The following is a 25,829-nucleotide window of genomic DNA, read 5'->3' as shown; positions in this document are numbered from 1 at the left end:
CGTCTTGGGAAAGGAATCGCCTCTGGGGGGTCTGGGGCGTGCCAGTTCAGCACTATAATTTTCGATGGAGAGTCCGATGGCCAGCGCGCCACAACAGCAATCGCAACTGCCGCTTTTCTACAACGCGCTCGAGCCCTTGTCCTCGGAGGCCCATGCCGCGTTCCATTCGAAGCAGATGGATCGCGCGCCGTTCCTGATCAATCAGCACGCGATTCCCGTCACGGTCGACGAATTCCCGCTGGCGCAGCGCTTCATGCCGATCGTCTTCACCGCCGGTGACGATTCGATTCCGATCGCGCTGATGGGCCTGAACGAAGGCGTTAATGTCTTCATCGACGACGAAGGCAAGCTGATCGAGAATAATTTCTACGTACCGGCCTATGTCCGCCGTTACCCATGGATGCTCGCGCGACTGCGCCCCGATGCGCAGGAATTGTCGCTTTGCTTCGATCCGACCTCGGAAGCGATCGGCAATTTCGAAGACGGCCTGGCGATGTTCGAGGACGGCCAGCCGACCGCTTTCGTCAAGGACATCCTGTCGTTCAACGAATCGTTCGAACAGGCCGGCGCTCGCACCAACAACTTCATGCGCGAGCTGAAGGAACTGGACCTGTTGATGGACGGCGAAGTCTCGATCCAGCCGGACGGCGCGGATCAGCCGTTCCTCTATCGCGGTTTCCAGATGGTCAATGAGGAAAAGCTCAACGAGATGCGCGGCGATCAGCTGCGCAAGATCCAGAAGAACGGCATGCTGCCGCTGCTCTATGCGCACCTCTTCTCGCTCTCGCTGATGCGCGATATCTTCGCGCGCCAGGTACAGCTCGGCAAGATGCCGGCTCCTCAGCTGGCGGTCTGAAGGACCGATGCGTAGCGCCCTTGCCAGAACCGACCGTTACGGCAGGGGCGCGATCGCGCTGCACTGGATCATCGCGATCCTGCTGATCGTCAATCTGGCGCTTGGCCTGCTCCATGAATCGCTGTTCGACGGGATCAAGGGGGTAATCCCCCTGCACAAGTCGCTCGGCTTCACGATTCTGGCGCTGACGCTGGCCCGGATCGCCTGGCGGCTCGGGCATCGCCCGCCGCCGCATCCCGTGACGATGCCCGGTTGGGAACGGGCGACTGCCAATACGGTCCATTTCACCTTCTACCTGCTGATGATCGCCTTGCCGCTGACCGGCTGGCTGCTGGTGTCCGGCGCCAAGGTGCTGCGTCCGCTCAACTGGTTCGGGTTGTTCGACATCCCGTTCTTGCCGGTATCGAAGGCAGTGGCTGGCGCGGCGCGGTCGTTACACGAGCCGCTCGGCCTGCTCATGCTCGCACTGATCATGCTCCACCTCGCCGCCGCACTGCGCCACCATCTCGTGCTGCGCGACGGCGTGCTGGCGCGGATGCTGCCCGGGGTGCGCGTCCGGGGTTAGGGCCGCTTTGGCACCCCTACCTCCGTTCGCCCTGAGCCTGTCGAAGCCGTCCTGAGCGCCTGCCCTGGCAGGCAGTCGAAGGGGGCACGAGCCCAAATATGGGACCTCACTTGCTGCACCGGGGCTTCGACAAGCTCAGCCCGAACAGTTTGGGCCCGAACGGTTTGGGCCCGAACGGTTTTGGGGTAGCGTCGCCTCATTCAGGCGCGCCTTAGCTGGCCTTTTTCTCAAACAGGCGCTGCATCACCGCACCCGCCGCCGCGCCGATCGCATCGGCGATCTGCTTGGCATCCTGCGCACCGACCTCAGCCGTTCTGGTAGCCGTTTCGGCCGCTTTGCTTGCCGCCTTGCGCCCCGCCTGACTGCGTGCCGCGGCGGCAACGACTGCGGTGATGCCGGCGGCGATCACTTCGCGCCCGATCGGGCTGTTGGCCTTTTCGAGCAGCGCCGCGCCCGATTTGCGCAATTCCTTGGGCAGCTTGATCCCGCCGATCCGCTTGGGCAGCTTCGCCGCCTTGGCGCCGCCGCCGGCCTTTGCCGCCTTGTCCTTCTTGGCCATGACCCGTCCTTGATTGAGTGTGTTGTTTGCATAATACACGATATGTACTGATGCTACAACTCACTCCACTCGGTAATCGTCGCATGGCGGTATTGGCTTGTCCGGCACATAGTCGCCGCTTTCGTCATTAAGCGCGAAGACGCGGCGATAGCTGCACACCGGATCGACCGCCCATTTCAGGTCTTTCTTGCGCAGCGCCGCCGCCGCCAGCGAATCCGCCTGGCGCGTGACGCGGCCGGGATAGCTCTTCGCCCTGGTCGTGAAGATGAAGCGCGCCGGTCCACTGCTCACCGTCGGATCGATCGCCAGCGTCCCGTCGAATGCATATTCATCATGGCACGCGCCCGCACGCTGCTTCATGTCCTTCTCACCGAAACAGGCGCGGATCATCGCCGATCCGCCGGACGGCACGTTCAGCACTGACAGCGCGTTGCCCAGCTTGCTGTCGAGCGCGATCAGCCGCAATGTCGTGGAACTGGCCCCACCGCCCGAAAAGCTGGTCGATAGCGTGGTTTCGACACCGATCATCACGCTGCCCGATTGCGCCAGCACGACAAGCTTCGGCCAGATCGCGACTTGCGCGTCGCCACTCTCGCCCGGTAGCGCGAAGCTGGTGATCGGTGTTGCGCCTTGCGGCGGGGGCATGCGGTCGAACACATGAAGCGTCCACACATTCGCATCCACGTCGCGGCTCAGCTGCGCGCAGCGCTTGCGGTCGGCGGTACAGTGCAGCGCCGACGTACTGGCTTCGTCCACCGCCTTTCCGCCTGGCTGTGGCTTGATTGCCGCGAACGCCTCGATCCGGTTACCCGCCCGGTCTGCCTGCAACGGCTCGGCGGGGGCCGGCGCGGCAACGGCCAGCATTGGCAGGAGGATGGTCAACAAGCTGCTCATGCGCGCTCCATCGATCGGTGGGCCCTAACTCTCGCGCCCGGCGCCGTTCCGGGCAAGCGCCTTTCGGTAAAATCGGGCCGCCCGATAAAGTCGGCGATATCCGGCCGTTGCGAGTCACGCATCGGCATCCCACATGCCATGTGCTGCCGCGTACGGTCTTGCCCAATCCGAACAAATATGGAACACGTCACCGCATGCTGACTCACATTTCCGTCCGCGGCGCGCGCGAACACAACCTCAAGAACGTGTCGGTCGACATCCCGCGCGACACGCTCACCGTGATCACCGGCCTGTCCGGATCGGGCAAATCGAGCCTCGCCTTCGACACCATCTATGCCGAGGGTCAGCGCCGCTACGTCGAATCGCTCAGCGCCTATGCGCGCCAGTTCCTCGAACTGATGCAGAAACCGGACGTCGACCATATCGAGGGCCTGAGCCCCGCGATTTCGATCGAACAAAAGACCACCAGCCGCAACCCGCGCTCGACCGTTGCGACCGTGACCGAGATCTACGATTATATGCGCTTGCTCTGGGCGCGCGTCGGTATTCCCTATTCGCCCGCCACCGGCCTGCCGATCGCCGCGCAGACCGTCAGCCAGATGGTCGACCGCGTGATGACTCTGCCGGAGGGCACGCGGCTTTACCTGCTCGCGCCCGTGGTGCGCGGCCGCAAGGGTGAGTACCGCAAGGAACTGGCCGAGTGGCAGAAAGCCGGCTTCACCCGCGTGCGCATCGACGGCGAGATTTACGAGATCGACGAAGCGCCCGCGCTCGACAAGAAATACAAGCATGACATCGAGGTGGTGGTCGACCGCCTGGTGATCGGTTCGGGCATCGCGACGCGGCTGGCGGAGAGTTTCGAATCCGCGCTCAAGCTCGCCGATGGGCTGGCTTATGTGGATTTGGTGGACGGTACGGTCGCCTCCTTAAGCCCCTCCCCTTCAGGGGAGGGGTTGGGGTGGGGCAGTGCCTCAAACGCCGGCGCCAGTGACTCCCCCACCCCCAACCCCTCCCCTGAAGGGGAGGGGGGTAAGAAGAACCGCGTCAAGGAAGCGCCGCAGAAGTTCATCGCTGAAACCGCCACCACCGACGGCGGCGCGATGAAAGGCGCCGGCGTCCCCGCCAACCGTATCGTGTTCAGCGAGAAATTCGCTTGCCCGGTCAGCGGCTTCACCATCGCCGAGATCGAACCGCGGCTGTTCTCCTTCAACGCCCCGCAAGGCGCATGCCCGGCGTGCGACGGCCTGGGTGAAAAGATGCTGTTCGACGAGGATCTCGTCGTCCCCAACCACGCGCTCAGCATCAAGAAGGGCGCGGTCGTGCCCTGGGCCAAGTCCAACCCGCCATCGCCTTATTACATGCAGGTGCTGGGCAGTCTCGCGCGCGAATTCGGCTTCAGCCTCGATACGCCATGGGAGGAATTGCCCGGCGAGGTGCAACTGATCATCCTCCACGGCACCGGCGGGCGTCCGGTTACGCTGACCTTTGTCGACGGCCGCAAATCCTACGACGTCAAGAAGCCGTTCGAGGGCGTGATCGGCAACCTCAACCGCCGCCTGCTGCAGACCGAAAGCGCGTGGATGCGCGAGGAACTGAGCAAATACCAAAGCAGCGCCGCGTGCGAAGTGTGCCACGGCGCGCGCCTCAAGCCGGAGGCGCTGGCGGTCAAGATCGGCATGCGCGACATCTCCAGCGTCACGCGCCTTTCGGTGGTCGATGCGCTGACCTGGTTCCAGAATGTCCCCGCCGACCTGACCGGTCAGCAGAACGCGATCGCCGAACGCATCCTGAAGGAAATCCTCGAACGGCTCGGCTTCCTCAACAATGTCGGGCTCGACTATCTCAACCTCAACCGCACCAGCGGCACCCTGTCGGGCGGCGAAAGCCAGCGCATCCGCCTCGCGTCGCAGATCGGCTCAGGGCTCTCCGGCGTGCTCTACGTGCTCGACGAACCCAGCATCGGCTTGCACCAGCGCGATAACGACATGCTGCTCAAGACGCTGCGCCGCCTGCGCGATCTCGGCAATACCGTGCTCGTCGTCGAACATGACGAGGACGCGATCCGCACCGCCGATTACGTCATCGACATGGGCCCGGGCGCCGGCGTGCATGGCGGCGAAGTCGTCGCGCAAGGCTCGCTCGCGGAGGTGCTCGCGACCAGGGGCAGCATCACCGCCGACTATCTCAACGGCACGCGCGAAGTCCCGGTGCCGGACAAGCGCCGCAAGGGCAACGGCAAGAAACTGACCGTGCACAACGCCACCGCCAACAATCTGCGCGGCGTCACGGCCAGCCTGCCGCTCGGCACTTTCACCTGCATCACCGGCGTGTCGGGATCGGGCAAGTCGAGCTTCACCATCGACACGCTCTACGCCGCCGCCGCGCGCAGCCTCAACGGCGCGCGCATGCTCGCCGGCAAGCATGACAAGGTCACCGGGCTGCAATATCTCGACAAGGTGATCGATATCGATCAGTCGCCGATCGGCCGCACCCCGCGCTCCAACCCGGCAACCTATACCGGCGCCTTCACGCAGATCCGCGACTGGTTCGCCGGCCTGCCCGAAAGCGCGGCGCGCGGCTACAAACCCGGCCGCTTCAGCTTCAACGTCAAGGGCGGCCGGTGTGAGGCATGCCAGGGCGACGGCCTGCTCAAGATCGAGATGCACTTCCTGCCCGACGTCTATGTGACGTGCGACGTGTGCCACGGCGCACGCTACAATCGCGAAACGCTGGAGGTGAAGTTCAAGGGCAAATCGATCGCCGACGTGCTCGACATGAATGTCGAGGACGCGGTGGAATTCTTCAAGGCGGTCCCGCCGATCCGCGACAAGATGGCGATGCTGGCGGAGGTCGGCCTCGGTTACGTCAAGGTCGGCCAGCAGGCGACGACCCTGTCCGGCGGCGAGGCGCAGCGCGTCAAGCTCGCCAAGGAATTGTCACGCCGCGCCACGGGTCAGACTTTGTATATCCTGGATGAACCCACGACCGGCCTGCATTTCGAGGACGTGCGCAAACTGCTCGAGGTGCTGCACCAGCTGGTCGAGCAGGGGAATACGGTGGTGGTGATCGAACACAACCTCGACGTGATCAAGACCGCCGACTGGGTGCTCGACCTTGGGCCCGAGGGCGGGGTCAAGGGCGGCGAGATCGTTGCCGAGGGCACGCCGGAGCAGGTGGCGAAGGCGAAGGGCAGCTTCACCGGCCACTATCTCGCGCCGCTGCTGAAAAGCCGCGCGAAAGAGAGCGTCGCCGCGGAATAAAATCCCTCTCCCCTGTGGGAGAGGGAAGGAGCCGCGAAGCGGCGGAAGGGTGAGGGGGACTAAATGAAATCACCATACCGCCCGGAATTCGAAGCCGCCTTGCTGCTCCTCGCCCGGATCAGCGAGGCGATGGCGCGTCAGGGCCTGTCCCGCCCGATCCTGGTCGGCGGCGGTGCGGTCGAATATTATTCTGGCAGCGCGATTGCCACCGGCGATTTCGACCTCTGCTCGACAGTGCAGCCAGAACTTGAGGCCGAAATGCAGCGGCATGGCTTTGTGGGGCCATCCGGCCCGGGCTTGTCCACGCGCGGTTGGATCCACCCGGAACTGCGCCTCGGTTTCGAAATCGTCGGCAGCGTACCGCTCGACGGCAATGTCGACCGCGATCATATCCTGCTGATCGAGGATGTCGCCGACGGCCAGTCCTTCGCCATCATTGCGGTCGAGGATCTGATCGCCGATCGCATGGGGCAATATGCATCGGGCACCGCGCGCGATCGGCTCGATCAGGCGCGCGCCCTGTTCCGACTTCACCCCGATGTCGATCTGGACTATCTGGAACGCCGTATCCGGCAGGAAACATTTGGCGATCATGGCCTCGAAGCGTTCACAGACTGACCTCGCTCCCGACTGGACGGGCCCGCGCATCGCGCATGCCGATGCGGTCGAACGGCTGACGGCGCGGCGCGGCGCGGCTGGGGTGACTGATTTGCCACGCAATGCCGGCAAGAACCGGACGGCGAGCAAAAAGGCATTGCTCGCGGCGATCGAGAAGTCCGGCGGCCGCTGGTAGGTTATATTGGAGAAGTCCGTGTAGGATTCTTCAAGGCGGTTCCGCCGATCCGCGACAAGATGGCGATGCTGGCGGAAGTCGGCCTCGGCTACGTCAAGGTCGGCCAGCAGGCGACCACCCTGTCCGGCGGCGAGGCGCAGCGCGTCAAGCTCGCCAACGAACTGTCACGCCGCGCGACGGGTCAGACTTTGTATATCCTGGATGAGCCGACCACCGGCCTGCATTTCGAGGACGTGCGCAAGCTGCTCGAGGTGCTGCACCAGCTGGTCGAGCTGGAGAATACGGTCGTGGTGATCGAACATAACCTCGACGTGATCAAGACCGCCGACTGGGTGCTCGACCTTGGCCCCGAGGGCGGGGTGAAGGGCGGCGAGATCGTTGCCGAAGGGACGCCGGAGCAGGTGGCTAAGGCGAAGGGGAGCTCTACGGGGAATTATCTGGCGCCGTTGTTAGCGAAGGGCAGAGGTGTGGAGAGGGTGGCGGCGGAGTAGTGTTTATCGGAAATGTTCGCGCCACTCTCTCAAAATGCTTCGATATCGAAGATGGAAAAGATCCTCCTCCTTGCCATTAAGCGGGTATCTATCAACGGAGAAAGATTCCCCTCGAATAACATCAAGTATTCTCATGTCTTTGATATCAAACTGCGGTAACGCTTTGCTCATTAGCCAAAGGCCCAGCCGAGCCCCTTCCGGGGTAAGGGCTGGTTTATCCGCAAAATACGGGTAGATATATCGAAACTTATCGCCCCCTAACCGCAGCGATAGGAGGTTTTCGACTTTTACGACTCCATCGATTTCTATAAAACCGAAAGTCGATTTTATAGTCTTAGGAAGTTCACTGATTGCTTCGTTAATCCAGCGCCGCTTCTCATTCCACCAATGCAAAAACCCGTCTCGCAAGCGCGGATAGAGATTTTTCCTCCGCCAATTTTTCTCGATCTGAATATCAGTTGCTTCGCGCAAGTCAGATCGACCTGCAGCATGTGCCTTAGCGTCATGCCAAAAAGGGACGTGGAAGTCGCCGCCTGGCCCGGCGCCCTCATCTCGCTTTTTCATGACCTCACGCGCATCAGAGCGAATCGCAGTGGATCGAAGATTGTCTTTCATTAAGAATAGCTTGAGCAATTTGCGCAAATGCACTCGATCAAGGGCCATAGTTACCTCCGGAAAAAACATACTATGAATTAAGAGGGAACATAACAGGATTTTGATGACTCAAGAAGGCAATGGCAGTGCACTAAATCCTGATTTCAGTGGCACAGTATCGGATAGAAGGCTAGTTGACCTTCCCTCGAGCGAGACGGAAAACACTGCGCTGGCACTACGGGGCACGCAGAAGCTTGTATTGATCTCCATAATTAACCTAACGAGTATCAGGTAATGTGCTTGACTCCTCGGCGAGTATCTCATTCATTGCGCCCATCCATTTAGTGGAATTGCGAGTGGAACTCGGGGGATGATCGAATGGCAACTTCAGGGGAAGCTGCGGCATCACAGCCGCCTGTTGATAAGGGCAAGTCGGAGCGACGGGAGATAAAAGGAGGGATTCCTTACTCTATAGCGCCAGCGACTGTAAAAAAGGCACTCGATCTAATTATTGCCGCTGAGCGCCCGGATAAATTCTCCAGCGATTTTATGTCGACGATTCTCAAAATGTCGGGGGGGCAGTGCAAGAACGGTGCCTCCATTTTTGAAAAAGATGCAGTTTATTGGTCCCGATGGCGCCCCCACCTTGCTATATTCGAAGTTTAAAACGGACAGCGGCCGATCTCAAGCTGCTTTTGAAGGACTTCGGAACGCGTTTGGAGAACTTTTTAAGCGCAATGAGTACATTCATAAAGCTGACGACAGCGCCATCAGGGATGTTATTGTTGAAATTACGGGCCTCAAGAAGGCGGACCCCATTGTTCGATTAATGTATCAGACATTTGACGCAGTTAAAGGATTCATAACTGCCGATGTATCGAGTGAATCTTCGGAGGATGATGATAACGCAGACGGGGATGACGGCGATAATAACAAGAAGCGAGATCAGAGTGTCGGCCGGTTGAAATCTCTCGGACTTTCGTATCAAATAAGCATAGTCCTTCCGGAAACGGAAAATATTTCCGTTTTTAATGCGATATTCCGAAGCCTAAGAGAGAATTTGTTGCGTTGAATACCGGCGTTAGCCTGGAATTATTTGTACTAAAATGTGCTGTTATCACGCGCTCCCTGCGCGAGGTGATGGCCGCAGAGAAGATATACGGATCGCGTGGAGCACTTGAAGCGCAAGCCGACTCTTTAGTGTCGGGTTATATAAAGCAAATCGAATTTCAGATCGTTGCCGACGCAGATAGAATGAGCGAATTCTATAAGTTATTTTACGTTCTTGAGAATGACATACGCAATTTAATTGAAGGCGCAATGTCTGATATAGTCGGTCGAGGATGGTGGGAAAGCGCAGTCCCGCCATTTGTTAAAGAAAACGCCCGCAAGAATTTTGATAGAGAGGCGTCTGAAGGCCTGCCTCCTCGCTCAGATCGCCTGCTAGATTATACAACATTCGGTGAACTTGGAGAAATAATTAAAGAGAACTGGGACGTATTTTCCGGAATGTTCTCTAATGCAACAAGAAATAGAGTATTACGGGTGGTTAACCGTCTAAACTTAGTTCGAGGGCCGATCGCGCACTGTAATTTTTTGCCAGAAGAAGAAGCGATTAGATTAAAACTTGCGGTACGTGATTGGTATAAACTCATGGAATAAGGCTCTATAGATGGTCGCGAAAAACTATGGACGCTTTGGAATTCCGATAGACGGTCAATGGTCTTTGAAAGATCTATACAAACTTCCTCGAGCTTTTGAGCAGGTGTACTTTGCTCTCGATGCAATACTTCCCTCTTTCGATGAAGAGGCGGAAGATCGTGTTTCACGCGCATTTCGAGCTTTTCCATGGCAAGGCGGCTACAGCGCGGTAAATTTTTATAACCAGCTAAAGTATGCGACCCCAAGGAATGAGCAGCCTCGCATTGCTTCAATCCAATATGCGTCTCCGGGATGGATTGAGCTTACTCTCTATTTATCGAACGCTTTAGCGCTATGTTTTGTAGTGAATAGAGTATCTGGATCAATAGAACGCTGCAATAGAGCCTATAATGCTATTATTACAGATCTCATGCGGAGAAAACTTTTGAAGGTTGAACTGGAGCGGGCCGAGGTTGGGCTTGCCCGAGATGAGGTTCAGCTTATAAGAGAATACGCGGAGCAGATGGCGGAGATTCTCAGCCTTAGTAGCGCTGAGGATATTCATATTCGTACAAGAAATCCACTAATTTCATTGAAGATACTGCTCAGCATATATAGGAGAGTCAAAATATTGGCGGACTATCAAATTAAAGGAAAGGCAGACTTTAGTCGAAAGCCTGACGAGTAGTGTTGATTTCGGTGAAGGCGCAATAGTCGCTTTAGTTACGGTGACAGTGAGTTACGGTGACAGTGCACTTAGCCCCCGACGGTGATTGACAAAAATCGCGATCGGCGGTTGAATTCAGCTCATGCCAATCGACCTGGGCCGGATCGACGATGCAAAGGGTTCCGGGGACACCAGAGTTCCGGGGACACAATACTAAACCCGGAAGCACCGCCACAACGCCCCGCGTCTATCCACCGATCGACCATCTCACGGCCAGGGTTTTGGAGTTACGGTGCCACGTGCAACAACCCCTAAACTCGGGTTGCGACCATCTCGCCCATCCGCGATCGGACAGGTCGCGCTGGCACCTCCGAAAGCGCCGCTCGCAACAACCCAAACTACCTCGCCACCCACCATTGCCCGACCCCACCACATCTGCCACCCTCCATCACCAACTCACGGCCCATCGAACAGCTCGGGGATCCGATCGTGACGGCACAGGCGCTCGCTCAGGCAAACGACCTTTTCCTGCATGTCCGCGTCATCATCAGCGTGATCCTCGGCCTGAGCATCGGCCGCCTGCTTCAGGGTCTGGCCGGTTTTATCGAGCATCCCGGCAAACCCAGGGTCAGCGCGATCCATCTCGGCTGGGTGATCTGGGCTTTGCTCTCGGTCATCGGTTACTGGTGGTGGGAATTCAGCCTCAACCACATCACCGACTGGACCTTCGGCCGCTATCTGTTCATCTTCGCCTATGCGTCCTGCTATTTCCTCATCTGTGCGATGCTGTTCCCCGGCAATCTCGACGATTATGACGGATATGCCGGCTATTTCCTCTCCCGGCGCAAATGGTTCTTCGGGCTGGTCGCGCTGAGCTTCGCGCTCGATATCGGCGATACATTGCTCAAAGGGACCGCCTATGCGCACGCGCTCGGGCCGGTCTATATCGCCCGCGCCCTGCTTTCGATCGTCGCCTGCGCGTTCGGCGCCGCGATCGCCGCGCGCCGTTTTCAGATCGGCCTGGCCTATCTCGCGATCCTCGCGCAACTCGCTTTCTTCTTCGCCTGGTACGATCGGCTCGGCTGAGCGGCGATTGCCCCATGGCGCACGGTCAGCGCCACTCCAGCCGCACCCGGGAGATAACGCGGTTCAACGAGCCGTCTTACCCGATACTCTCGTTGTCCAAACCCTGTGGGCGCCGATCGATCACGTCGTAATGCGTTGCGCGTGCATCGAAGCGCGAGAGCACCGCGCGAGCCTGATCGGGAACGTGGCTCCGCTCGGGATCCTCCCCGACAAAATCGACGATCGACTTCAAACTGTCGAACCACATGATGGTCTGGAACTCGAACTCATTCCCGCAATCGCGCTTCATGAGATCGATGTGCTGGAATCCCTTGATCTTCATCCGCTCGATCCCCGGGATGACGATGTTGCGGACGACGTCCTCATAGGCGGCGGCGTTTTCCCGCGTCGTCCAACCATGCCAGGTGCGACAGATTATCTGCTTGGTCCTTTCGTGCCCATGGCGTGAGAGATTTCAGCGTGTGGACCATTTCGGATTATTAGCAATTATGCGGAGTTGCGAGTTACGGTGAAAACAGCCCCTGTTTCGTTGCGGTGCCACAATACCACTATCTCGAGCGATGGGTCGCCCCGGTCACCGTCTTTGTTTGTCTCCGCACCGAGACAGGGTTTCAGGTATCCAGTCACTGATCAGCTGATGGCCGCTGACCTGCGCGGTAAGAGGTTTGGCAAAGGCCTGTGCAGCAATCGTGGCCCGAAAAGATTGTGCGACGGCATCGGCATCCTTGACCGTCAGGATGGTGCCTAAAATGGTTGATGGTGTGGTCGCATCGCTTGGCGCGTTAATCAGGCAACCATCGGCATAGTCTGTGAGCGCGCTGACCCGCTCGTCGGTGTACATGCGGATTGAGCCCTGCTTGCCATCCTTACCATAAAGCACTGGCTTCAGATAAAGATAATTGCCGCTGAATCGCTGGAATATCATGTCGATATGATCGGGTACCATGGCGCCTGGCATCGCTTCATAAGCCAGTGGCGATAACGAAACCGGTCCAACCTCTCGTGCCGAGAAAAACCCGATGAACGTAACGGCTTCAAATTTGCCGTCGCGATTGTCATCGATAAGGCAGGCCAGTCCCTTGAACGGTTTGAGATTATCGCCCGAAGAAAATGGCCCGAGCGCTAACCGGTCCGCGTTGCAAAACAGAATGCCGGTCGATGGCATGCCGAAGCGACCGGCGTCGCTCAACAAGCGTGACTTGGGTGCGCGGACGAAAGATCGCTCAGTCAGCAATGTGTCCTTGGGGATCGTTAACGTGAAGCCGTTCAGGTCTATCCTTCGATCTTCCTCAATCCGCGTCGTTGCCGGTCGCCGCAGCGACGCGCGCACTACCACATCCCCTTGGTGATAAAGCTTGCTCTCGAGCGTCAGCGTCGCCGGATCGATCTGCAACTCGCGAAAAGGCTCGATTAGATCGGTTTTGGCCGCGGCGGCCGAACCGAACATGCAGAGCACAGCCAGCCCGCACAGAAGAGTGGGGAGGCTTTGGCGGTCGGACAAGATGAGCCTCCAATTTGGCATAAAACGATATCGTATTCGCCGTGACGGACGCTGTCACGGTAATCCGATAGAACGCAGCATATGCGGAACTCCCGTTGACGGCACGATCCTGGCCGGTGCGCATCACATGTTCCTCAATCTCAAGGCCTTGGTCACCGGCAATGACGACAATATTACGGTGACACGTGCAACAACCCCTAAACTAGAGGTTTCTCGATTGATCAGCACAGTCCGGTCGGTCAGGATTGGGGGTTACGGTGACAGCTTACCCAACCCTCAAACCCAACCTGTCATCGTCACGCGCAGAATGCGCGGCGCTCGCGGGACTTTGCACAATATGTGGACGAAGTAGTTGATATTAAACGGTAAATACTGATGCCTCCCCGGCGCCCGGCGCGCCGAAGATACAACACAACCGGTGTCCCATATCTCCCCCGCGCTTCATTGCGCCGCTCGATTCAAACACCGCTTCATCGCGGCTATCGCGGCAGACATGAAAACACGCCCCTCGACCTTCAAACCCGATTATGTCCGCCAGGCTCGCGAACGCTACGCCCGGGGCTTCACCGATCGCGAGCTTGCTGAGGCGCTTGGCGTCGCACGCGTGACGATCTTTCGCTGGTGCGCGGCCTATCCCGAGTTCGCCGAGGCGAGGCGAGCCGGCAAATCCGCCGCCGGCGACCGGGTGACGATAAGGATTACGCTGCCGCGCACGATGATGCCGGGAACCGGGGTGACCGTGCATCTGGTCCCCGCCGCACGCCCTTGATGGCCCGATCGGTAATCGGGAGTGATTACATGTGTCACGGGAACTACGTGTAATCATATGATAATTCTGCAAGCGTCAGCCCATGCGCGAAGTAATGCGTCAACCATACCGATACGGGTTCTTGTCGATCGTCGTCGTTCCGCGTGTCTGGTTGCAGAGAAATACCGTTCCCGTGAAGTAAATGCCCGGCTCGGTGATCGTCTGCGCATGGGCGAATGCCTCGCGCAATTGTTGCACGGTCATCTCCACCGGCGCCTCATCGGGCTGATAGGTCATGCCATAGGCATAATCCTGACCGCCCCTGCTGATCTCCACATGACAGCCCATGACGTGCGTCACCGGATGCGTGTCGCAAAAGTCGATCAGGCGCTTCATGCTGTCGAACCAGGGTTGCCAGAAGCTGATATAGCAGCGGCCGCGATAGAACATGTCACCGGTGTAGAGGATCTGGGTATAGCTGTCGTAATAGGCGAATTCCGAGACGACGTGACCGGGCGAACCCCAGATCAGGATATCGCGGCCGCCCAGATCGAGCGTCACGCGTTCTTCCGGGAAATTGGTCATGCCCCAGAAGCCCACCATCTCCTCATGGGTCAGGCCCATATAGCGCGTGTTGGGACGGTCCGCGAATTGGTTGGTCGCGGCATAATGGTCGGCGTGGAGGTGACTGAACGCGACCAGCAATTCGAGGCTGGCGGGATCACGGCCGTTGCGGCGGCACCAGTCGTCGATACACTGGTCGACCACGCCGCGCAGGTCCCAGTCATTGCGCAACTGCACGAAACCTTCGTCGAGCAGCAGCACCCGGTCATTGCCGAAATAGAGCGGCGCGAACGGCGCCTCGTAGCTATAGGCCTTGTTCTGCCGCAGGATCGCGGTGTGCGGGTTATACCAATGGACCTGCACCGGCGGATCACTGTTGTCCATGCAGGACGACGAGCCGCAGTCCCATTTCGCGGGGAAGCTGCCGGTGGCGGGAAGATTGCTCTTGAAATCGACCGGTCGAACGGCCGCCGACGCCGCGTCGGCAACGCCCATAAGCCCGATACCGGACAGCGGGATGGCGGCGGCAGCGGCGTTGTAGGTCAGAAAGGTGCGGCGATCCACGGATGCTCTCCTTATCGTCAGCAAGGACGCGTTATCGTCAGAAAGGGCTGGTTGTCGTCAGAAGGGACGGGGGGCATTGATATTGGGCACGCCCACGGGCCAGACCTGCGTTCGCTGATCGGGACTGACCCCATTGAAGAGCGCGAAATCGGGCCGGATCAGCATCATGTCCTTGCCCTGCACGTCGCGGGCATATTGGATCGCCTCGTCGATCACGGCGGGGAGCATCTCCAGCACGCGCTCATAGGGTTTGTAGGTCGCGAAGCGCGGATAGTATTTTCCGGGCACGAACATCATTTCGATATGGCCGCCGAGCAACCACTTCACCGGCCGGTCCGCCGCAAAGGCCTTGAGGCGCTCGAGCGACGCGACGAAATCGCGGTCATTGCCGATATTGATCTTGCCCGGGAACAGCAGGTCGCCGGTGAACAGGAAATCGCAATAGGGGTCGTAGAAGCTCACACCGTCCTGGTGCGTGCCCGGCGTCGGGATCACCTCGATCACGCGGTCGCCCAGGTCGATCGCGCCGGTGCCGGATGGCCAGTTGGCGAGACCGTAGAACCGCTTCATGACGTGCAGCGGCTTCGGAACGATGGTCGTCTCCGGCCGTCCCGCAAACTGCACCAGCCCCTGGTTCTGCGCGACATCCTCACCGGACGTCAGCGCGATGGTCAGGGGCACCGCGCGCCGCCCCCGCGCCTGCGCCCAGCGCGTGATGATCGCGTCAACCGTCGCGCGCAACGGATAGTGCTGCGCGTCGGCGGTGGCGCCGCTGTCGATCAGCAACGCGCCCTTGTTCCCGAACAGCAGATAAGTGAACGGCGCTTCCCAATGCACACAGACATTCTGGCGCAGGACGAAGCTGTCCTCGTTATACTGCACCACCTGAACGCGCGGATCGCGATTTTTGGCGGCGACATTGGACCCATAGGTCCAGCGAAAGGCAAGATTGCCCGGCGCCGCGTCCTTGCAGGCATAATTATGGATGACCGGCTTGTCGCGACGGAGCGGCACCGCACTGTCGGTGTTGCGGACGCCGGGCGGGTTGTAGCCCAGATCGGGATTGCCGTTGGGATAGGCGCGTCCCGTCGCGGACTGGGGATTGCCGGATAATGCGGGGTTATAAGCCGGGGCGGGGTTATTGGCCGGGGCTGGGTTGGAAACCGGGCGTTGCGTCATCGAATCCCCCAAAAACGAGCCCAAAAACGAGCCCAAAAACGAGCCAGGCAGCGGGCTGACCCCTTGCCTTCGATACATGCTCTCCTAATTGACGCGCCTCGCGGATCAGCCCGATCCAGCCTGCGATTCGGCCATGATATTGATATTAACAATCATCGCAATAGTAATAATTATGCCCGGCAAGGCCATGCTTCCCGGCGACGCCGCCGGAGGCCGACCCGGGTTACGTCAAGCTCGCCCAGGGAATTGTCACGCCGCGCGACCGGCCAGACGCTCTACATCCTGGACGAACCGATGACGGGCCTGCATTTCGAGGATGTGCGCAAGCTGCTTGAACTGCTGCACCAGCTGGTCGAACAGGGGAATATGGTCGTGGTGATCGAGAATAACCTCGACGTCATCAAGACCGCCGACTGGGTGCTCGACCTTGGGCCCGAGGACGGGGTGAAGGGCGGCGAGATCGTCGCCGAAGGCACGCCTGAGCAGGTGGCAAGGCGAAAGGGTCGTTTACCGGGCACTATCTTGCGCCGTCGCGGGCGAAGGGTCGGTGCGTGTGGAGACGGTGGCGGAGGAGGAGTGAATTAACGACCTTCGTCGCTAATTAACCCTCAAATATTAGCCACTGCTCTGGCCGTGCCATTTCTTGCGGACACGCGAAACGAAATGGAGCCCGCGCCGATTTTCTTTAAGAAGTCACCAAATTTGCTTCCATTAAATTCGTTCAGGTCGATAGAAAAGATATTTGCAGGAGCGGTGCTTTCAAATACCCATTTAATGCGCCTATAAGCTTCAGTCTCTTGAGAGAGCTCTCTAAATCTTCCCTTATGTCCTTTGAGGCTTGATCCCGTGGTTTTCAGTACAGAGTCTTCCCATCTAAAAGTGAATAACGCGACTCTTGGGACATTTTCACTTATACGTTTAGCCGTTTGTAGCCAAGGGACATAAGCAGTCTCTGAAATGTGATCGCAGGTGGAAATTATTTGCTCGTGCGTATTTAAATCCAGGTCGTTTTTTATCAATTCTTTTGGTATTAGAAGCGATCTGGCAAAATAATCGCAGAGCTCTTCTGTTTTCCAATAAGATTCTCGACTTGTGGGAATGTAGTCAAACTTATCTATAAGAAAAAAATGTCCGATTTCATGGGCCGCACAGAACCGATCCCAAGTCTTGTGACGGGTAAGGGGTAAGTGAATTTGCGGGCGTTCTAAAGATGTGCGATCCCAAGATAGGTATGCTTTCCCCTTCGGCACCGATTGTCGGCGCAAAACGGTTATATTTAAAGACGCGCAGATATCTTTCAAAAGAATCGGGGTGCCGCTGTGTGCTGCGTTAAGTGCGTGCGCAACATTTTCTAGATAAGTCTCTATATCGTTGGGCAAGGTCGCCGGTTGTGGCATTTCACTTCGCCTGTCGACGTTTCCTGTAGGATGAGAGGGTTCTCGATCCACCGGGATAGCGGGTGGGTTCGCTTGTTCCTACCGACGGATCGCCGCGGGCTGCTATTCGATGAGGTTCAACCTCAAGCATTTGAAGCGAATTGCGACCTCGTGCGGTTTCGATCCCGACATACGAGCGAGCCAGTCGCTCGGTGGTGCGGTCGGCGCTGCTGCCCTCCAGCGGAGGGTTAATAAATACCTGTTCAATAGTGTCTTTCAATAACATCAATTTTTCAGGCGCTTCGGATTCCAGGGCATCAAAAGTATCTTTAGATATAAAGAAATCACAGCGCCATAGATCTGCAAATCGCTTTATTTGAGCGTTAAGGTGCCCGCCTGACAGCCCTCGCTTTCCATCTTCCTCCGCTTGTTTTTCGTAAGCGCTAAATGTTTTAACCAACCCATTAACACGAATCTGCACTTCTGCTATTTTTGGTTTGATATCCGCGCAACTGATTACTATCGAGCCGGGCGATAGCTCAAAGTCCGCTTCCAGCATCCGAGCGGCTTCAGCTCGGTTGCGCGCGCCGCGACCTTCGGCATCGTTTGCGGGCGCAAAGAGGTTATTTAACCGAAGCCGCTGATCAGTGGCGAGTGCCCAATGACGAGCGGTATACAGCGCGCGATAGAGGGAGCGTCCTCGTAGCGAATGTAGCAAGCGCAATGGTGCATCCAGTCGGGTGCTAGCCTGAGGCTCCTTAGCTGTTAGAGACGCCTTTTTCAGCGCAAAATCCAGCAACTCTTCGTCGCTTAAGCATAGCAATGTTTTTGGCAGGTCGCTCATGTTTTCGTCTGCCCAAAGCTCATAGAGCGCCCGACCGAGCATGGCTCCTGCTGCTAACTTGGTTCTGTGATAGAGAACCATCTCAGCCAACTCATAACGTCGTTCCAGGAGCCCTAAGATAGCTGAAATGCCGTCAGTCCTAATCTTAGCCGATGGCCCCACATTAGTACCCAACGCAAGAACAAATACATCCTTGTGGTCGCGGCGACTTTCTTCTGGTACTTCATCGTGAAGGTTGACTGGTTCCAAGTTACGTATCTCCATATACTGGAAGATCCGATCTTCGGAGACAAGCATCTTGCCCACATGATACCAATCACGATAGATATAATCTAGCAGGTCGGCGCAGATTGTGTTGCCGATCATGTTGGTGCACACATCTAAACGAATGCTACGTGAACCTTCGAGAATCTTCTGTTGTTTTAAATAGGAGTCTTTCAAAGGGTCGTATTTACCAATAGAATTCTTCGGTTTCTTTCTAATTAGCAATCTTACGATCTCGCTTGGCGTTACGCCTTGGGTTTTGAGATCGTCCGGTACGTAATTGGCGAAATTTCGATCAATTACTGACGCGAGTCGTTCAGTTTGATCCCCAGTATTCCAATTCACCTCGCCAAAAACTAGACTCAATCTTTCATCTTCATCATGTTTGTCGAAGAGGTTGAGTTCGTCCTCCAGCGTATGGCCCGATGCTAAATGGCCAATGTCATGAAGTAGGGCGCCTAACCTGACAAACCGTTCTTCAGATGTGTTGAGCGGTGCGCGACGATCTGCTTCTTGGCGGACGCGCGCCTTCTCCGCATTAATCGCTACTGCGGAGATCATTTTCTGAACTACGCCGACAGCGCCCATAACATGCTCGATGCGCTTGTGGGTGGCTCCGCGGTAGACGTAATGTGCCTGCCCGAGTTGATTTATTTTAGAAAGTCGTTGAAAAGCGGGATGATCGATGACCGCGACTTCTTCGGGGTAGAACCACACGAAGCCGTTTACAGGCAGGAAAAATTCCTGCCGCTCCGCTTTCGTCGACGGTTGGGTATTAATAGGCTTCGTCCCACGAGGACCCATCAACGGCATCGATGGCTCTTGGCCATCTTCGCTGCCCGCTCTCGTCCCGTTTGCCATCTCGAATCACCATTTTGTTCGCGCGGACGATGCCAGATTTTTTGTAAAATTGACAGTGATGCGTTCTTAACGGCGATCGTGATTTGGATGGCGCGTCGATTACCGATGACCGTGACCCGCGCAATAGCCCAGACGAAAAGGGGCCAAGGCTCCCTAGCTGCAACCGTCACCCTTCAATCAGACCCTTTCCGCCTCCCACCAGTTATCTCCGCTCCCGGTAAGCAGGAGTGTACCCGCGCAATGATCCCTTAATTATACAGTGTGATAGCTAGGGATTATCGCACGCGCAGGTAATTTAGCGGCAACCCAGCGTTGAAGGGTTCCAAAGCCCCGGTTTTCCACCTAATCCACCGATCGCTAAACCGGCTGCACCCTGCAACCCGCGGAAAGGTAACAGCGTGACATTCCTGAAGCTCGCCATCGCGGCCACTCTGTCGCTCACCGCCACCCAGGCCATTGCCGCCGATCTCTGGAGCGTTCAGTCCGAGGATGGGTTCACCATCCTGTTCGACGGCGATCAACTCGGCAAGGCGGGCGATTTGACCAGTGCGGTCTATTATATGGATGGCATGCTCGCTGAGCGGCGCTTCGCGGAGCTGCATGTCGAATTCAACTGTGCCGCTCGACAGGTTCGGGTGACCAAAGCCCTGGTCTATGATTCAGACTTCAAGGTAACGCCCGATGCGATGCCGAGCGATGGCGACAAATGGGAAAAGGCCGATGACGGCGCGACCGGCAAGGCATTGACCGATTTTGCCTGCGGTCCACGCGATGAATGGCCGCGTCTCGGCCGCAAACAATCCGAGCAGGACTGGCGGGCGGTCATGAAGCAGCAGTCCGTGAAAAAGGATGCCGGCAAGGCGTCCACGCCATCCAGTGAGGCGCCGCCGCGCTAGGGTTTCGGCGTCGCCGCCAGGGCGCGAGCGCATATGCATCCAAATGACGCGCACCGGCATCGAAACACCCCCGCAACACCGGCAAAAGCCGCACCGCGAGCAAGCGGCACCGTCCGCGCGCTTAAATCTTCGCGCGCACCACGCATTGCTGCAATTTGGGTTGCAGCGTCTCAATCTGCACGATGGTCTGCGCGATCTTGGTTTCGTCGGTTGCCGCCACCGCCGCTTTCGCTTTGAGCGTCGCCGTGCCTTTCGATCCGTCCGCGACCAGCGCTTGCGCCTGCCCGTCGGCGGTGACCTCGGCATCCTCGGTCTTTTTGCGCGCTTCCTCTGACAGCGTCTTGATCTCCGCGATCACACCGGCGGGGTCGAACGAGCCGACATTGCTCAGCCGCTGCGCCAGCACCCGTTCGACCGACAAAAGACTGGCCGAGACGATCGCGAAATAGCGCTGCTCGGCTGTCACGGCGACGCCGCCCGTGCCCGTCAGCGCCACGCCGTTCGCACCGCCCGTTTCCATCGCGCTGATCGCACCCAGGGTCAGCGGGTCCACCCCGACCGCCTCGGTCTTGATGCACAGCAATGCGTCAAGCGCGCTGTCATAGATCGCGGCCTTCATTTTCGGGGCATAATAGTCTTTCCCCGCGTTCAGCCCCGCCGTGGCCGCGCCGCCGCCGATCGCCACATCGGCCGGCGCGCCGAACGCCATGGCCGTGGCCGTGCCCAGCCCGACCAATAGCGCTGGCACTTCGAATGCCTGCCGCCCATTCGCCGCGCTGTGCGCGCGGCAGCGGTAAAGATAGATGAAATTGTTGATCAGCGCCTGAGTGCCCGCCACGGTCTGCACGATCGGTATCGGCTTTCCCGCGTTCAGCCGCTCGTTCGGCATGCAGCGCTGGCCGAAGCTGTAATTGCTGCCGCGCACCGCCATCTCGTTTTCCAGATTGACGCTCGGCGGCGCGAAGCTCGTCGTCGCGCAGCCGCTTAACGCCACGCCAATCAGCGCGATGGTCGCTATCGATCGCCTGCCCATGATATTCCCCCAATCACGCGGTCCCCACCGCGACACGGGCATCGTGTCGAGAGGGGGAGGGCGGCGCAAGTGAATTTAGAACCGCGATGGATTTGGCACCGCCGAACCAAAATCATGATATTACGGCAAGTCCACTAAACTCAGCCCGCGCCGCGAGCGCTCCTTGGCACGGTCATCGACCGCACCGGCCCGCACATTTGGCCAGGTGACCGCCCGCTTCTGGCCATGACGGCATTCGCGGAGGCCATCCGATCTGTTGCGATGGATGATGTCCATTCGAACCTGGCTTGCCGATGTCGTCATTGTGAATGACGCGCCCGAAATGGATCAACCCGGGGACGTGCTGATTTTCCGTAACTTCGATGATGCGCGATCCTATCTCGAGCATTGGGCGGATGAACTGGAGCTGCCGGTATTTTCTGCATCCGGTGAGAAGCTTGTCATCGTCGCCGACATGCACGGCTATGTGACGGTCGATCGCCGGGAACCTCATGATCGGGGCGAGGAACTGATCACCGCTTGTCTGCGGCACAATGCGCAGGCGGTCTTTGCCGCTCGCCTCCACCGTTCCGGCAAACGATGGAGACGCGTTTATCTCGGTGAGGCAGTGCGAGCGGGCGTGCTGCCGGAATCGATCGAAGGCCTTATCGCCTATATTGGCTTCAAGATTTGATGGCTGTTGCCGATTTCATTGGGTCATTCCGAAATAGCAGCGACTTTTGCTTAATCCCCGAATGAGGCGCCGGGATTGTGGCGCCGGTTTACTTGACCCCAAACCCTGCGGGGAATTCAGCGTCTGGAACGGACGATATCGCGGCTCGGCGCACGACACGCGATGATTGGCAACGGCAGCGCTTCGCAGTTTACCTCCCCTTGAAGTCCGCCCACCTCGCGTCGCGCTCTGCGGCAAAACCGTCATTCAGCGACGCCCTCAGCTCCTCCCGCCGCATCACTCTCCCGCAACTCTGGCATTCAGGCCCCAGGCCCGGGTCTTCGCCGCACGGGATGTGCGTATAGCGTATCGCGACCTCTTCCTCTGCGGATTTGATCCAGGTCTCTCCCCAGGCGCGCAGCGCCAGCAGTATGGGATGGAATGCAAGGCCCATCTCGGTGAGGAAATATTCATGGCGCGGCGGGCGCGTGCTATACGGGCGCCGCTCCACCAGCCCCTCGGCTTCAAGTTTCTTGAGCCGGGCGGCGAGCATTTGCGGTGTGGTGCCGGCCTGAGCCTGGATCTGTTCGAACCGGCTGTTGCCCATGAACAATTCGCGCAGCACGATCACCGTCCACCGATCCCCGACGATCATCTGTGCGCGCGCCACCGGGCACAGGGTGCGGTCGGATGGGGCCGGATCATGCTTCATCGCCTGGCTTCTTTTCCATATTCACGGAATCTATGAAAATCATAGGAATGCGGCACGGTGTTGGCAAGCAATGCGCTGCGATCAGCAGATAGCCCCGTCCTGTCACCAACCGTCGGCAATACGCGCTGATCGCGCGGCGTACGGGTCTCTTTTAATTTCATAGCAACTTGACTCTATGAAAATCATAGTCAGTATGATGGCTCCATAGCAACTGGAGGTCATTGTGCCTGAACTCACCAATCTGGACGTCGCCGCGATCGCACAGCGTTATGCCGCGGCCTGGACGTCGCACGACCCCGCCGCCATTCTCGCACTGCACGCCGAAGGGTCGGCCTTTGAGGCGCATGGGCGCAGCGGCGAAGTGCGCGGCCATGACGCACTGCTCGCCGAATTCTCCGGCATCTTCGAACGCTATCCGGGCTTCGACGCGGCGATCCATCGGCTCCTTCTTGGGGATCGGCACTGGACGCTCGACTGGACCCTGACCTTTCAGCCTCCCGGCCAGGATCGCCGGGGATTCCGCGCCGTCGATATCGTCGAGATCGACGATGACGGTCTGGTCACGCGCAAGGATACCTTTTTCGATTATGCGCAGGTGAAGGCCGCGATGGAGATCGCAGCATGAGCGCCGCCCCGAACGCTGCCGCCCCAATCACCGCAGCGCTCTTCGACACGCCATTGCTCGGCGCGCTTCCCGTCGAGCATCTCTGCGACCTCAGCGTTGATCTGGAGCGTCCGCTCATCATCCCGACCCCGCGCGGCACGCTCGCGCCCTATGTCGGGAAAGGCGGGCGCCTCGATGGACCCCGGCTGCGCGGCGCGTTCTTGCCCGGCAGTGTCGACTGGGCGGTGCACGGGACCGACGGGATCGGCCGGCTTGATATCCGCGGGGCGATCCGCACCGACGATGACGCGCTGATCTATTTCGAATCACGCGGGGTCACGAAATTTCCGCCCGACGGCCGCCAGCGCCTGGCGAACGGCGAGAGATTACCTTTTGCCGAAACCTATCTGCGGACCACACCGAAGCTCGAGACGTCCGACGAGCGTTACACGTGGGTCAACGAACTCGCCCTTGTCGGTTATAACGAATTGTCGCCGGGCCGGATCGACTGGCGGATCTATCAGCTTCTTTGAACTTGCCGTGCGACGACGAGGGCGCCGGAGGAAAGTGAATTACGGCGACGATTTACCTGATACTAGGCCTGTAATGTCGGCGATCGCTCGATCACAGGCTTGTATGCGCTTCCTGCCTGTATCGTGGCACGCGTAACCCCTAAACGAGACGTTCCGTCGCTGCATGTCATTGTAACCGGACCTTTTTCGCTGCCCGCCAGTTAACCCTGCTCCCAGTATTTAGGAGCGTACCCTCATGACCGATACCAGCCACGACATCCGCACCCTCAACAGCCTGATCGCCACCACGCTCGACAGCGTCGATGGTTATACCGAGGCGGCGAAGGATGCGGAGAACAGCCGCTATGCCGAAATGTTCACCGCGCGCGCCGGCGAGCGCCGCCAGGTCGTTACCGCGCTGCAGGGCGAAGTCTCGCGCCTCGGCGGCAACCCGGAGGATGACGGCACGATCCTGGCCGGTGCGCATCGCATGTTCCTCAATCTCAAGGCCGCGGTCACCGGCAATGACGACAAGGCGATCGTCAACGAAGTCGAACGCGGCGAGGATCATATCAAGGCCAAGTTCGAGGACGCCCGTGCCGATACCGATCTGTCGCCGGAAACCCGCTCGGCGATCGAGACCGCCTATGGCTCGGTGCGTCAGGGCCATGACGAAATGCGCGACCTGAAGCATGCGCTGCAGGGCACCAACTAAGTCGTAACCAGCCCGGATCGGCGGCATGGGTGACCACCCATGCTGCCGGTCGATGCGTCAGGCATCATGAGATTCGACCGGCGCCAGCAGAAGAATGAGCGCGCTGATCAATCCGAGTGCGCCCATCCCATATTCGCGCTGTTTCAAATTTCCGACCGCGCGCAATACGATCTTTCGTTGGCGCGCGTTGGCACGCCGCCTGTTCTGATTTCGCCGCGGCGACGCGATTCACCTTGTCCGGCATTGTGAGTGGTTCAGCCGTACGGAATTGACTGGCAGCATCCGATCCTCGATGAAGACTGAAGCTCTTGTAACAAAAGGGCTCGGGGGACAAGGATGCTTCAAGCAGCGATCGCAATGCTATTGGCGCAAGCCGCAACCCAACCTACGGCGCCTTTGCGGCCGGCCGGGCAATGGACCGTGGACTATGCGGCGCAGGCTTGCATACTTACCCGCGACTATGTTGGCCCCGAGGGGCAATTGGGACTGGCTATCCGTTCCTGGCCGCTGAGTGACGGCATTGATTTCGCCATTATCGATCGCGTTCACCGTCGCTCGCTGAAGACGGGATCGGCAACGCTTACATTTTCATCGGACAAGATACCCCAGACGCAGAATTTCACGACCAGCCCGTCCAGCAAAGGAGGACGTGTCACGCTGATCATAATGGGGAACCAAACCTTGCGGAGCTTGGCGGCTTCGGCCGAAGTCGCCGTGGCGCTGGGCAAGGCGTCGCCGATCGTCATGCCGTTGGGCGGTGTCGCCAAGGGCTTGGCGGCGTTGAAAAAATGCAATGACGATCTGCTGGTTACTTGGGGCATCGATCCCGCGGAAGCGGATCTCATACAGACGCATGCGGTTGCCTTGCCCTATGTGCCGTCAGCTTCCGAGAGAAAGAACCCCTATCCGAAAGTACCGTCCGACGCCCGACTTGAAAATGAGTACCAGATTGTTTCGCTTTATTTGATCGGAACTAATGGCAAAGTGAATCAGTGCAAGATCGTATCAAGCGGCGGCAGCGCTGACACCGATCGGTCCATCTGCAAAAATGTTTCCGCCATGCGTTTTACACCTGCGGTCGGTCGCGACGGCAAGCCAGTTGCCGAGCATCGGGTCGAACGTCACCTCATTCGAACTATGGGCTATACGACAATCGAGCGATACTGATGCTCCGTTACGAAACCGTCCGTGCCGCCCCTCCATTCAGTTAGCCTACCGTGCGGAGGCTGCCCCCGATGTGTTCAGCGCGCTCAGCAGCAACGCACGCGCGGACTCGGTTTCGCCCAGGAAGGCGCGAAGACCGAGCACAGGCAGCGAGCGCTTCCGCAACGATCAGCGGACCTTTCGTCCGGGGGGTGGCGAACACACCTCGCCAACTGATCAGCGGCGATCTGAGAT

At 58.6% G+C, this 25,829-nt stretch carries 28 protein-coding genes and 2 pseudogenes; 19 read left to right on the top strand and 11 right to left on the bottom strand.

The features are described from left to right. Nucleotides 1–76 precede the first annotated feature (76 nt). Together G4G27_RS13885 and G4G27_RS13880 are read left to right on the top strand one after the other, a co-directional pair. The gene (locus G4G27_RS13885; protein ID WP_183109208.1) at nt 77–856 is read left to right on the top strand and encodes a SapC family protein; all 780 of its coding nucleotides are present in this window, start codon (nt 77–79) and stop codon (nt 854–856) included. A 7-nt stretch (nt 857–863) separates the two neighbouring features. After that, entirely contained in the window at nt 864–1,421 is a 558-nt protein-coding gene (locus G4G27_RS13880) for a cytochrome b (RefSeq protein WP_183109207.1), read from the top strand. A gap of 211 nt (nt 1,422–1,632) precedes the next feature. On the opposite strand, the gene G4G27_RS13875 is transcribed toward G4G27_RS13880, so the two are convergent. Both G4G27_RS13875 and G4G27_RS13870 read right to left on the bottom strand, forming a co-directional pair. Continuing rightward, the gene (locus G4G27_RS13875; RefSeq protein ID WP_183109206.1) at nt 1,633–1,980 is read right to left on the bottom strand and encodes a hypothetical protein; all 348 of its coding nucleotides are present in this window, start codon (nt 1,978–1,980) and stop codon (nt 1,633–1,635) included. Between the two features lie 60 nt (nt 1,981–2,040). Beyond that, the gene (locus G4G27_RS13870) at nt 2,041–2,874 is read right to left on the bottom strand and encodes a hypothetical protein (RefSeq protein ID WP_183109205.1); all 834 of its coding nucleotides are present in this window, start codon (nt 2,872–2,874) and stop codon (nt 2,041–2,043) included. A 194-nt stretch (nt 2,875–3,068) separates the two neighbouring features. Here G4G27_RS13870 and uvrA point away from each other — a divergent pair, with 194 nt between their 5' ends. From uvrA to G4G27_RS13850, 4 genes and pseudogenes are all read left to right on the top strand, one after another. Next, nucleotides 3,069–6,134 (top strand): excinuclease ABC subunit UvrA, encoded by a 3,066-nt coding sequence (gene uvrA / locus G4G27_RS13865; protein WP_183109204.1) that lies wholly within the window; start codon nt 3,069–3,071, stop codon nt 6,132–6,134. A gap of 63 nt (nt 6,135–6,197) precedes the next feature. Further along, entirely contained in the window at nt 6,198–6,752 is a 555-nt protein-coding gene (locus tag G4G27_RS13860; RefSeq protein WP_183109203.1) for a hypothetical protein, read from the top strand. After that, nucleotides 6,727–6,927: a hypothetical protein gene (locus tag G4G27_RS13855; RefSeq protein ID WP_183109202.1), complete on the top strand. Its 201-nt coding sequence runs from the start codon at nt 6,727–6,729 to the stop codon at nt 6,925–6,927. Before G4G27_RS13860 ends, G4G27_RS13855 begins: the two co-directional genes overlap by 26 nt. A 26-nt stretch (nt 6,928–6,953) precedes the next feature. Further along, a pseudogene (locus G4G27_RS13850) lies at nt 6,954–7,418 on the top strand (ATP-binding cassette domain-containing protein); the annotation flags it as partial. A gap of 3 nt (nt 7,419–7,421) precedes the next feature. Here G4G27_RS13850 and G4G27_RS13845 read toward each other — a convergent pair. Continuing rightward, the gene (locus G4G27_RS13845) at nt 7,422–8,081 is read right to left on the bottom strand and encodes a hypothetical protein (RefSeq protein WP_183109201.1); all 660 of its coding nucleotides are present in this window, start codon (nt 8,079–8,081) and stop codon (nt 7,422–7,424) included. Nucleotides 8,082–8,604: 523 nt separating this feature from the next. Here G4G27_RS13845 and G4G27_RS13840 point away from each other — a divergent pair. The 4 genes from G4G27_RS13840 (at nt 8,605) to G4G27_RS13825 (ending at nt 11,406) form a co-directional block, all read left to right on the top strand. Further along, entirely contained in the window at nt 8,605–9,084 is a 480-nt protein-coding gene (locus G4G27_RS13840) for a DUF5343 domain-containing protein (RefSeq protein ID WP_183109200.1), read from the top strand. Continuing rightward, on the top strand, nt 9,081–9,674 hold the full coding sequence (locus G4G27_RS13835; RefSeq protein ID WP_183109199.1) for a Swt1 family HEPN domain-containing protein: 594 nt from the start codon (nt 9,081–9,083) through the stop codon (nt 9,672–9,674). The genes G4G27_RS13840 and G4G27_RS13835 overlap by 4 nt, the downstream gene beginning before the upstream one ends. A 10-nt stretch (nt 9,675–9,684) precedes the next feature. Further along, nucleotides 9,685–10,341: a hypothetical protein gene (locus G4G27_RS13830; protein WP_183109198.1), complete on the top strand. Its 657-nt coding sequence runs from the start codon at nt 9,685–9,687 to the stop codon at nt 10,339–10,341. A 468-nt stretch (nt 10,342–10,809) separates the two neighbouring features. Then, a complete protein-coding gene (locus G4G27_RS13825; protein WP_183109197.1) occupies nt 10,810–11,406 on the top strand; it encodes a hypothetical protein in 597 nt (198 codons plus the stop codon). 76 nt (nt 11,407–11,482) lie between these two features. Here G4G27_RS13825 and G4G27_RS13820 read toward each other — a convergent pair whose 3' ends face one another. Together G4G27_RS13820 and G4G27_RS13815 are read right to left on the bottom strand one after the other, a co-directional pair. Next, nucleotides 11,483–11,728 carry a hypothetical protein gene (locus G4G27_RS13820; RefSeq protein WP_202049575.1) on the bottom strand — a complete coding sequence of 82 codons (246 nt, stop codon included), beginning with the start codon at nt 11,726–11,728 and terminating at the stop codon, nt 11,483–11,485. 252 nt (nt 11,729–11,980) lie between these two features. Continuing rightward, entirely contained in the window at nt 11,981–12,907 is a 927-nt protein-coding gene (locus G4G27_RS13815) for a hypothetical protein (RefSeq protein ID WP_183109196.1), read from the bottom strand. Between the two features lie 493 nt (nt 12,908–13,400). Here G4G27_RS13815 and G4G27_RS13810 point away from each other — a divergent pair, with 493 nt between their 5' ends. Further along, nucleotides 13,401–13,676: a helix-turn-helix domain-containing protein gene (locus G4G27_RS13810; RefSeq protein WP_183109195.1), complete on the top strand. Its 276-nt coding sequence runs from the start codon at nt 13,401–13,403 to the stop codon at nt 13,674–13,676. A 99-nt stretch (nt 13,677–13,775) separates the two neighbouring features. Here G4G27_RS13810 and G4G27_RS13805 read toward each other — a convergent pair whose 3' ends face one another. Further along, a complete protein-coding gene (locus tag G4G27_RS13805; protein ID WP_183109194.1) occupies nt 13,776–14,783 on the bottom strand; it encodes an MBL fold metallo-hydrolase in 1,008 nt (335 codons plus the stop codon). Nucleotides 14,784–14,840: 57 nt separating this feature from the next. Continuing rightward, complete coding sequence (locus G4G27_RS13800; RefSeq protein WP_183109193.1) at nt 14,841–15,962, bottom strand: MBL fold metallo-hydrolase; 1,122 nt, start codon at nt 15,960–15,962, stop codon at nt 14,841–14,843. Between the two features lie 240 nt (nt 15,963–16,202). On the opposite strand from G4G27_RS13800, the pseudogene G4G27_RS13795 reads away from it, so the two are divergent. Beyond that, nucleotides 16,203–16,567 (top strand): annotated as a pseudogene (locus G4G27_RS13795) (hypothetical protein); the annotation flags it as partial. A 3-nt stretch (nt 16,568–16,570) separates the two neighbouring features. Here the strand turns inward: G4G27_RS13795 and G4G27_RS13790 are convergent. Together G4G27_RS13790 and G4G27_RS13785 are read right to left on the bottom strand one after the other, a co-directional pair. Further along, nucleotides 16,571–17,359, bottom strand: a complete 789-nt coding sequence (locus tag G4G27_RS13790) for an ImmA/IrrE family metallo-endopeptidase (protein WP_183109192.1) — start codon at nt 17,357–17,359, stop codon at nt 16,571–16,573. A 1-nt stretch (nt 17,360) separates the two neighbouring features. Continuing rightward, nucleotides 17,361–19,259, bottom strand: coding sequence for a hypothetical protein (locus tag G4G27_RS13785; RefSeq protein WP_183109191.1), 1,899 nt, complete (start codon nt 19,257–19,259; stop codon nt 17,361–17,363). 446 nt (nt 19,260–19,705) lie between these two features. Between G4G27_RS13785 and G4G27_RS13780 the strand changes: the two genes are divergently transcribed. Further along, entirely contained in the window at nt 19,706–20,203 is a 498-nt protein-coding gene (locus tag G4G27_RS13780) for a hypothetical protein (RefSeq protein ID WP_183109190.1), read from the top strand. 121 nt (nt 20,204–20,324) lie between these two features. Here the strand turns inward: G4G27_RS13780 and G4G27_RS13775 are convergent, their stop codons facing one another. After that, complete coding sequence (locus tag G4G27_RS13775) at nt 20,325–21,236, bottom strand: hypothetical protein (RefSeq protein WP_183109189.1); 912 nt, start codon at nt 21,234–21,236, stop codon at nt 20,325–20,327. A gap of 304 nt (nt 21,237–21,540) precedes the next feature. On the opposite strand from G4G27_RS13775, the gene G4G27_RS13770 reads away from it, so the two are divergent. After that, nucleotides 21,541–21,909 carry a hypothetical protein gene (locus tag G4G27_RS13770; protein WP_183109188.1) on the top strand — a complete coding sequence of 123 codons (369 nt, stop codon included), beginning with the start codon at nt 21,541–21,543 and terminating at the stop codon, nt 21,907–21,909. A 190-nt stretch (nt 21,910–22,099) separates the two neighbouring features. Here the strand turns inward: G4G27_RS13770 and G4G27_RS13765 are convergent, their stop codons facing one another. Next, nucleotides 22,100–22,600, bottom strand: a complete 501-nt coding sequence (locus tag G4G27_RS13765; protein WP_183109187.1) for a helix-turn-helix domain-containing protein — start codon at nt 22,598–22,600, stop codon at nt 22,100–22,102. 223 nt (nt 22,601–22,823) lie between these two features. Here G4G27_RS13765 and G4G27_RS13760 point away from each other — a divergent pair, with 223 nt between their 5' ends. From G4G27_RS13760 to G4G27_RS13740, 5 genes are all read left to right on the top strand, one after another. Then, complete coding sequence (locus G4G27_RS13760) at nt 22,824–23,225, top strand: nuclear transport factor 2 family protein (protein WP_183109186.1); 402 nt, start codon at nt 22,824–22,826, stop codon at nt 23,223–23,225. Next, complete coding sequence (locus G4G27_RS13755) at nt 23,222–23,737, top strand: DUF3237 domain-containing protein (RefSeq protein ID WP_183109185.1); 516 nt, start codon at nt 23,222–23,224, stop codon at nt 23,735–23,737. The genes G4G27_RS13760 and G4G27_RS13755 overlap by 4 nt, the downstream gene beginning before the upstream one ends. A gap of 235 nt (nt 23,738–23,972) precedes the next feature. Next, nucleotides 23,973–24,431, top strand: a complete 459-nt coding sequence (locus tag G4G27_RS13750; RefSeq protein ID WP_183109184.1) for a PA2169 family four-helix-bundle protein — start codon at nt 23,973–23,975, stop codon at nt 24,429–24,431. A gap of 39 nt (nt 24,432–24,470) precedes the next feature. After that, nucleotides 24,471–24,680 carry a hypothetical protein gene (locus tag G4G27_RS13745; RefSeq protein ID WP_183109183.1) on the top strand — a complete coding sequence of 70 codons (210 nt, stop codon included), beginning with the start codon at nt 24,471–24,473 and terminating at the stop codon, nt 24,678–24,680. Between the two features lie 87 nt (nt 24,681–24,767). Next, nucleotides 24,768–25,598, top strand: coding sequence for a hypothetical protein (locus tag G4G27_RS13740; protein ID WP_183109182.1), 831 nt, complete (start codon nt 24,768–24,770; stop codon nt 25,596–25,598). Nucleotides 25,599–25,829: the final 231 nt, after the last annotated feature.

Source organism: Sphingomonas sp. So64.6b, from assembly GCF_014171475.1.
GTDB lineage: Bacteria > Pseudomonadota > Alphaproteobacteria > Sphingomonadales > Sphingomonadaceae > Sphingomonas > Sphingomonas alpina_A.
Note: the sequence above shows the minus strand (reverse complement) of the source record. Positions and strands in the feature narration are given on the sequence as shown.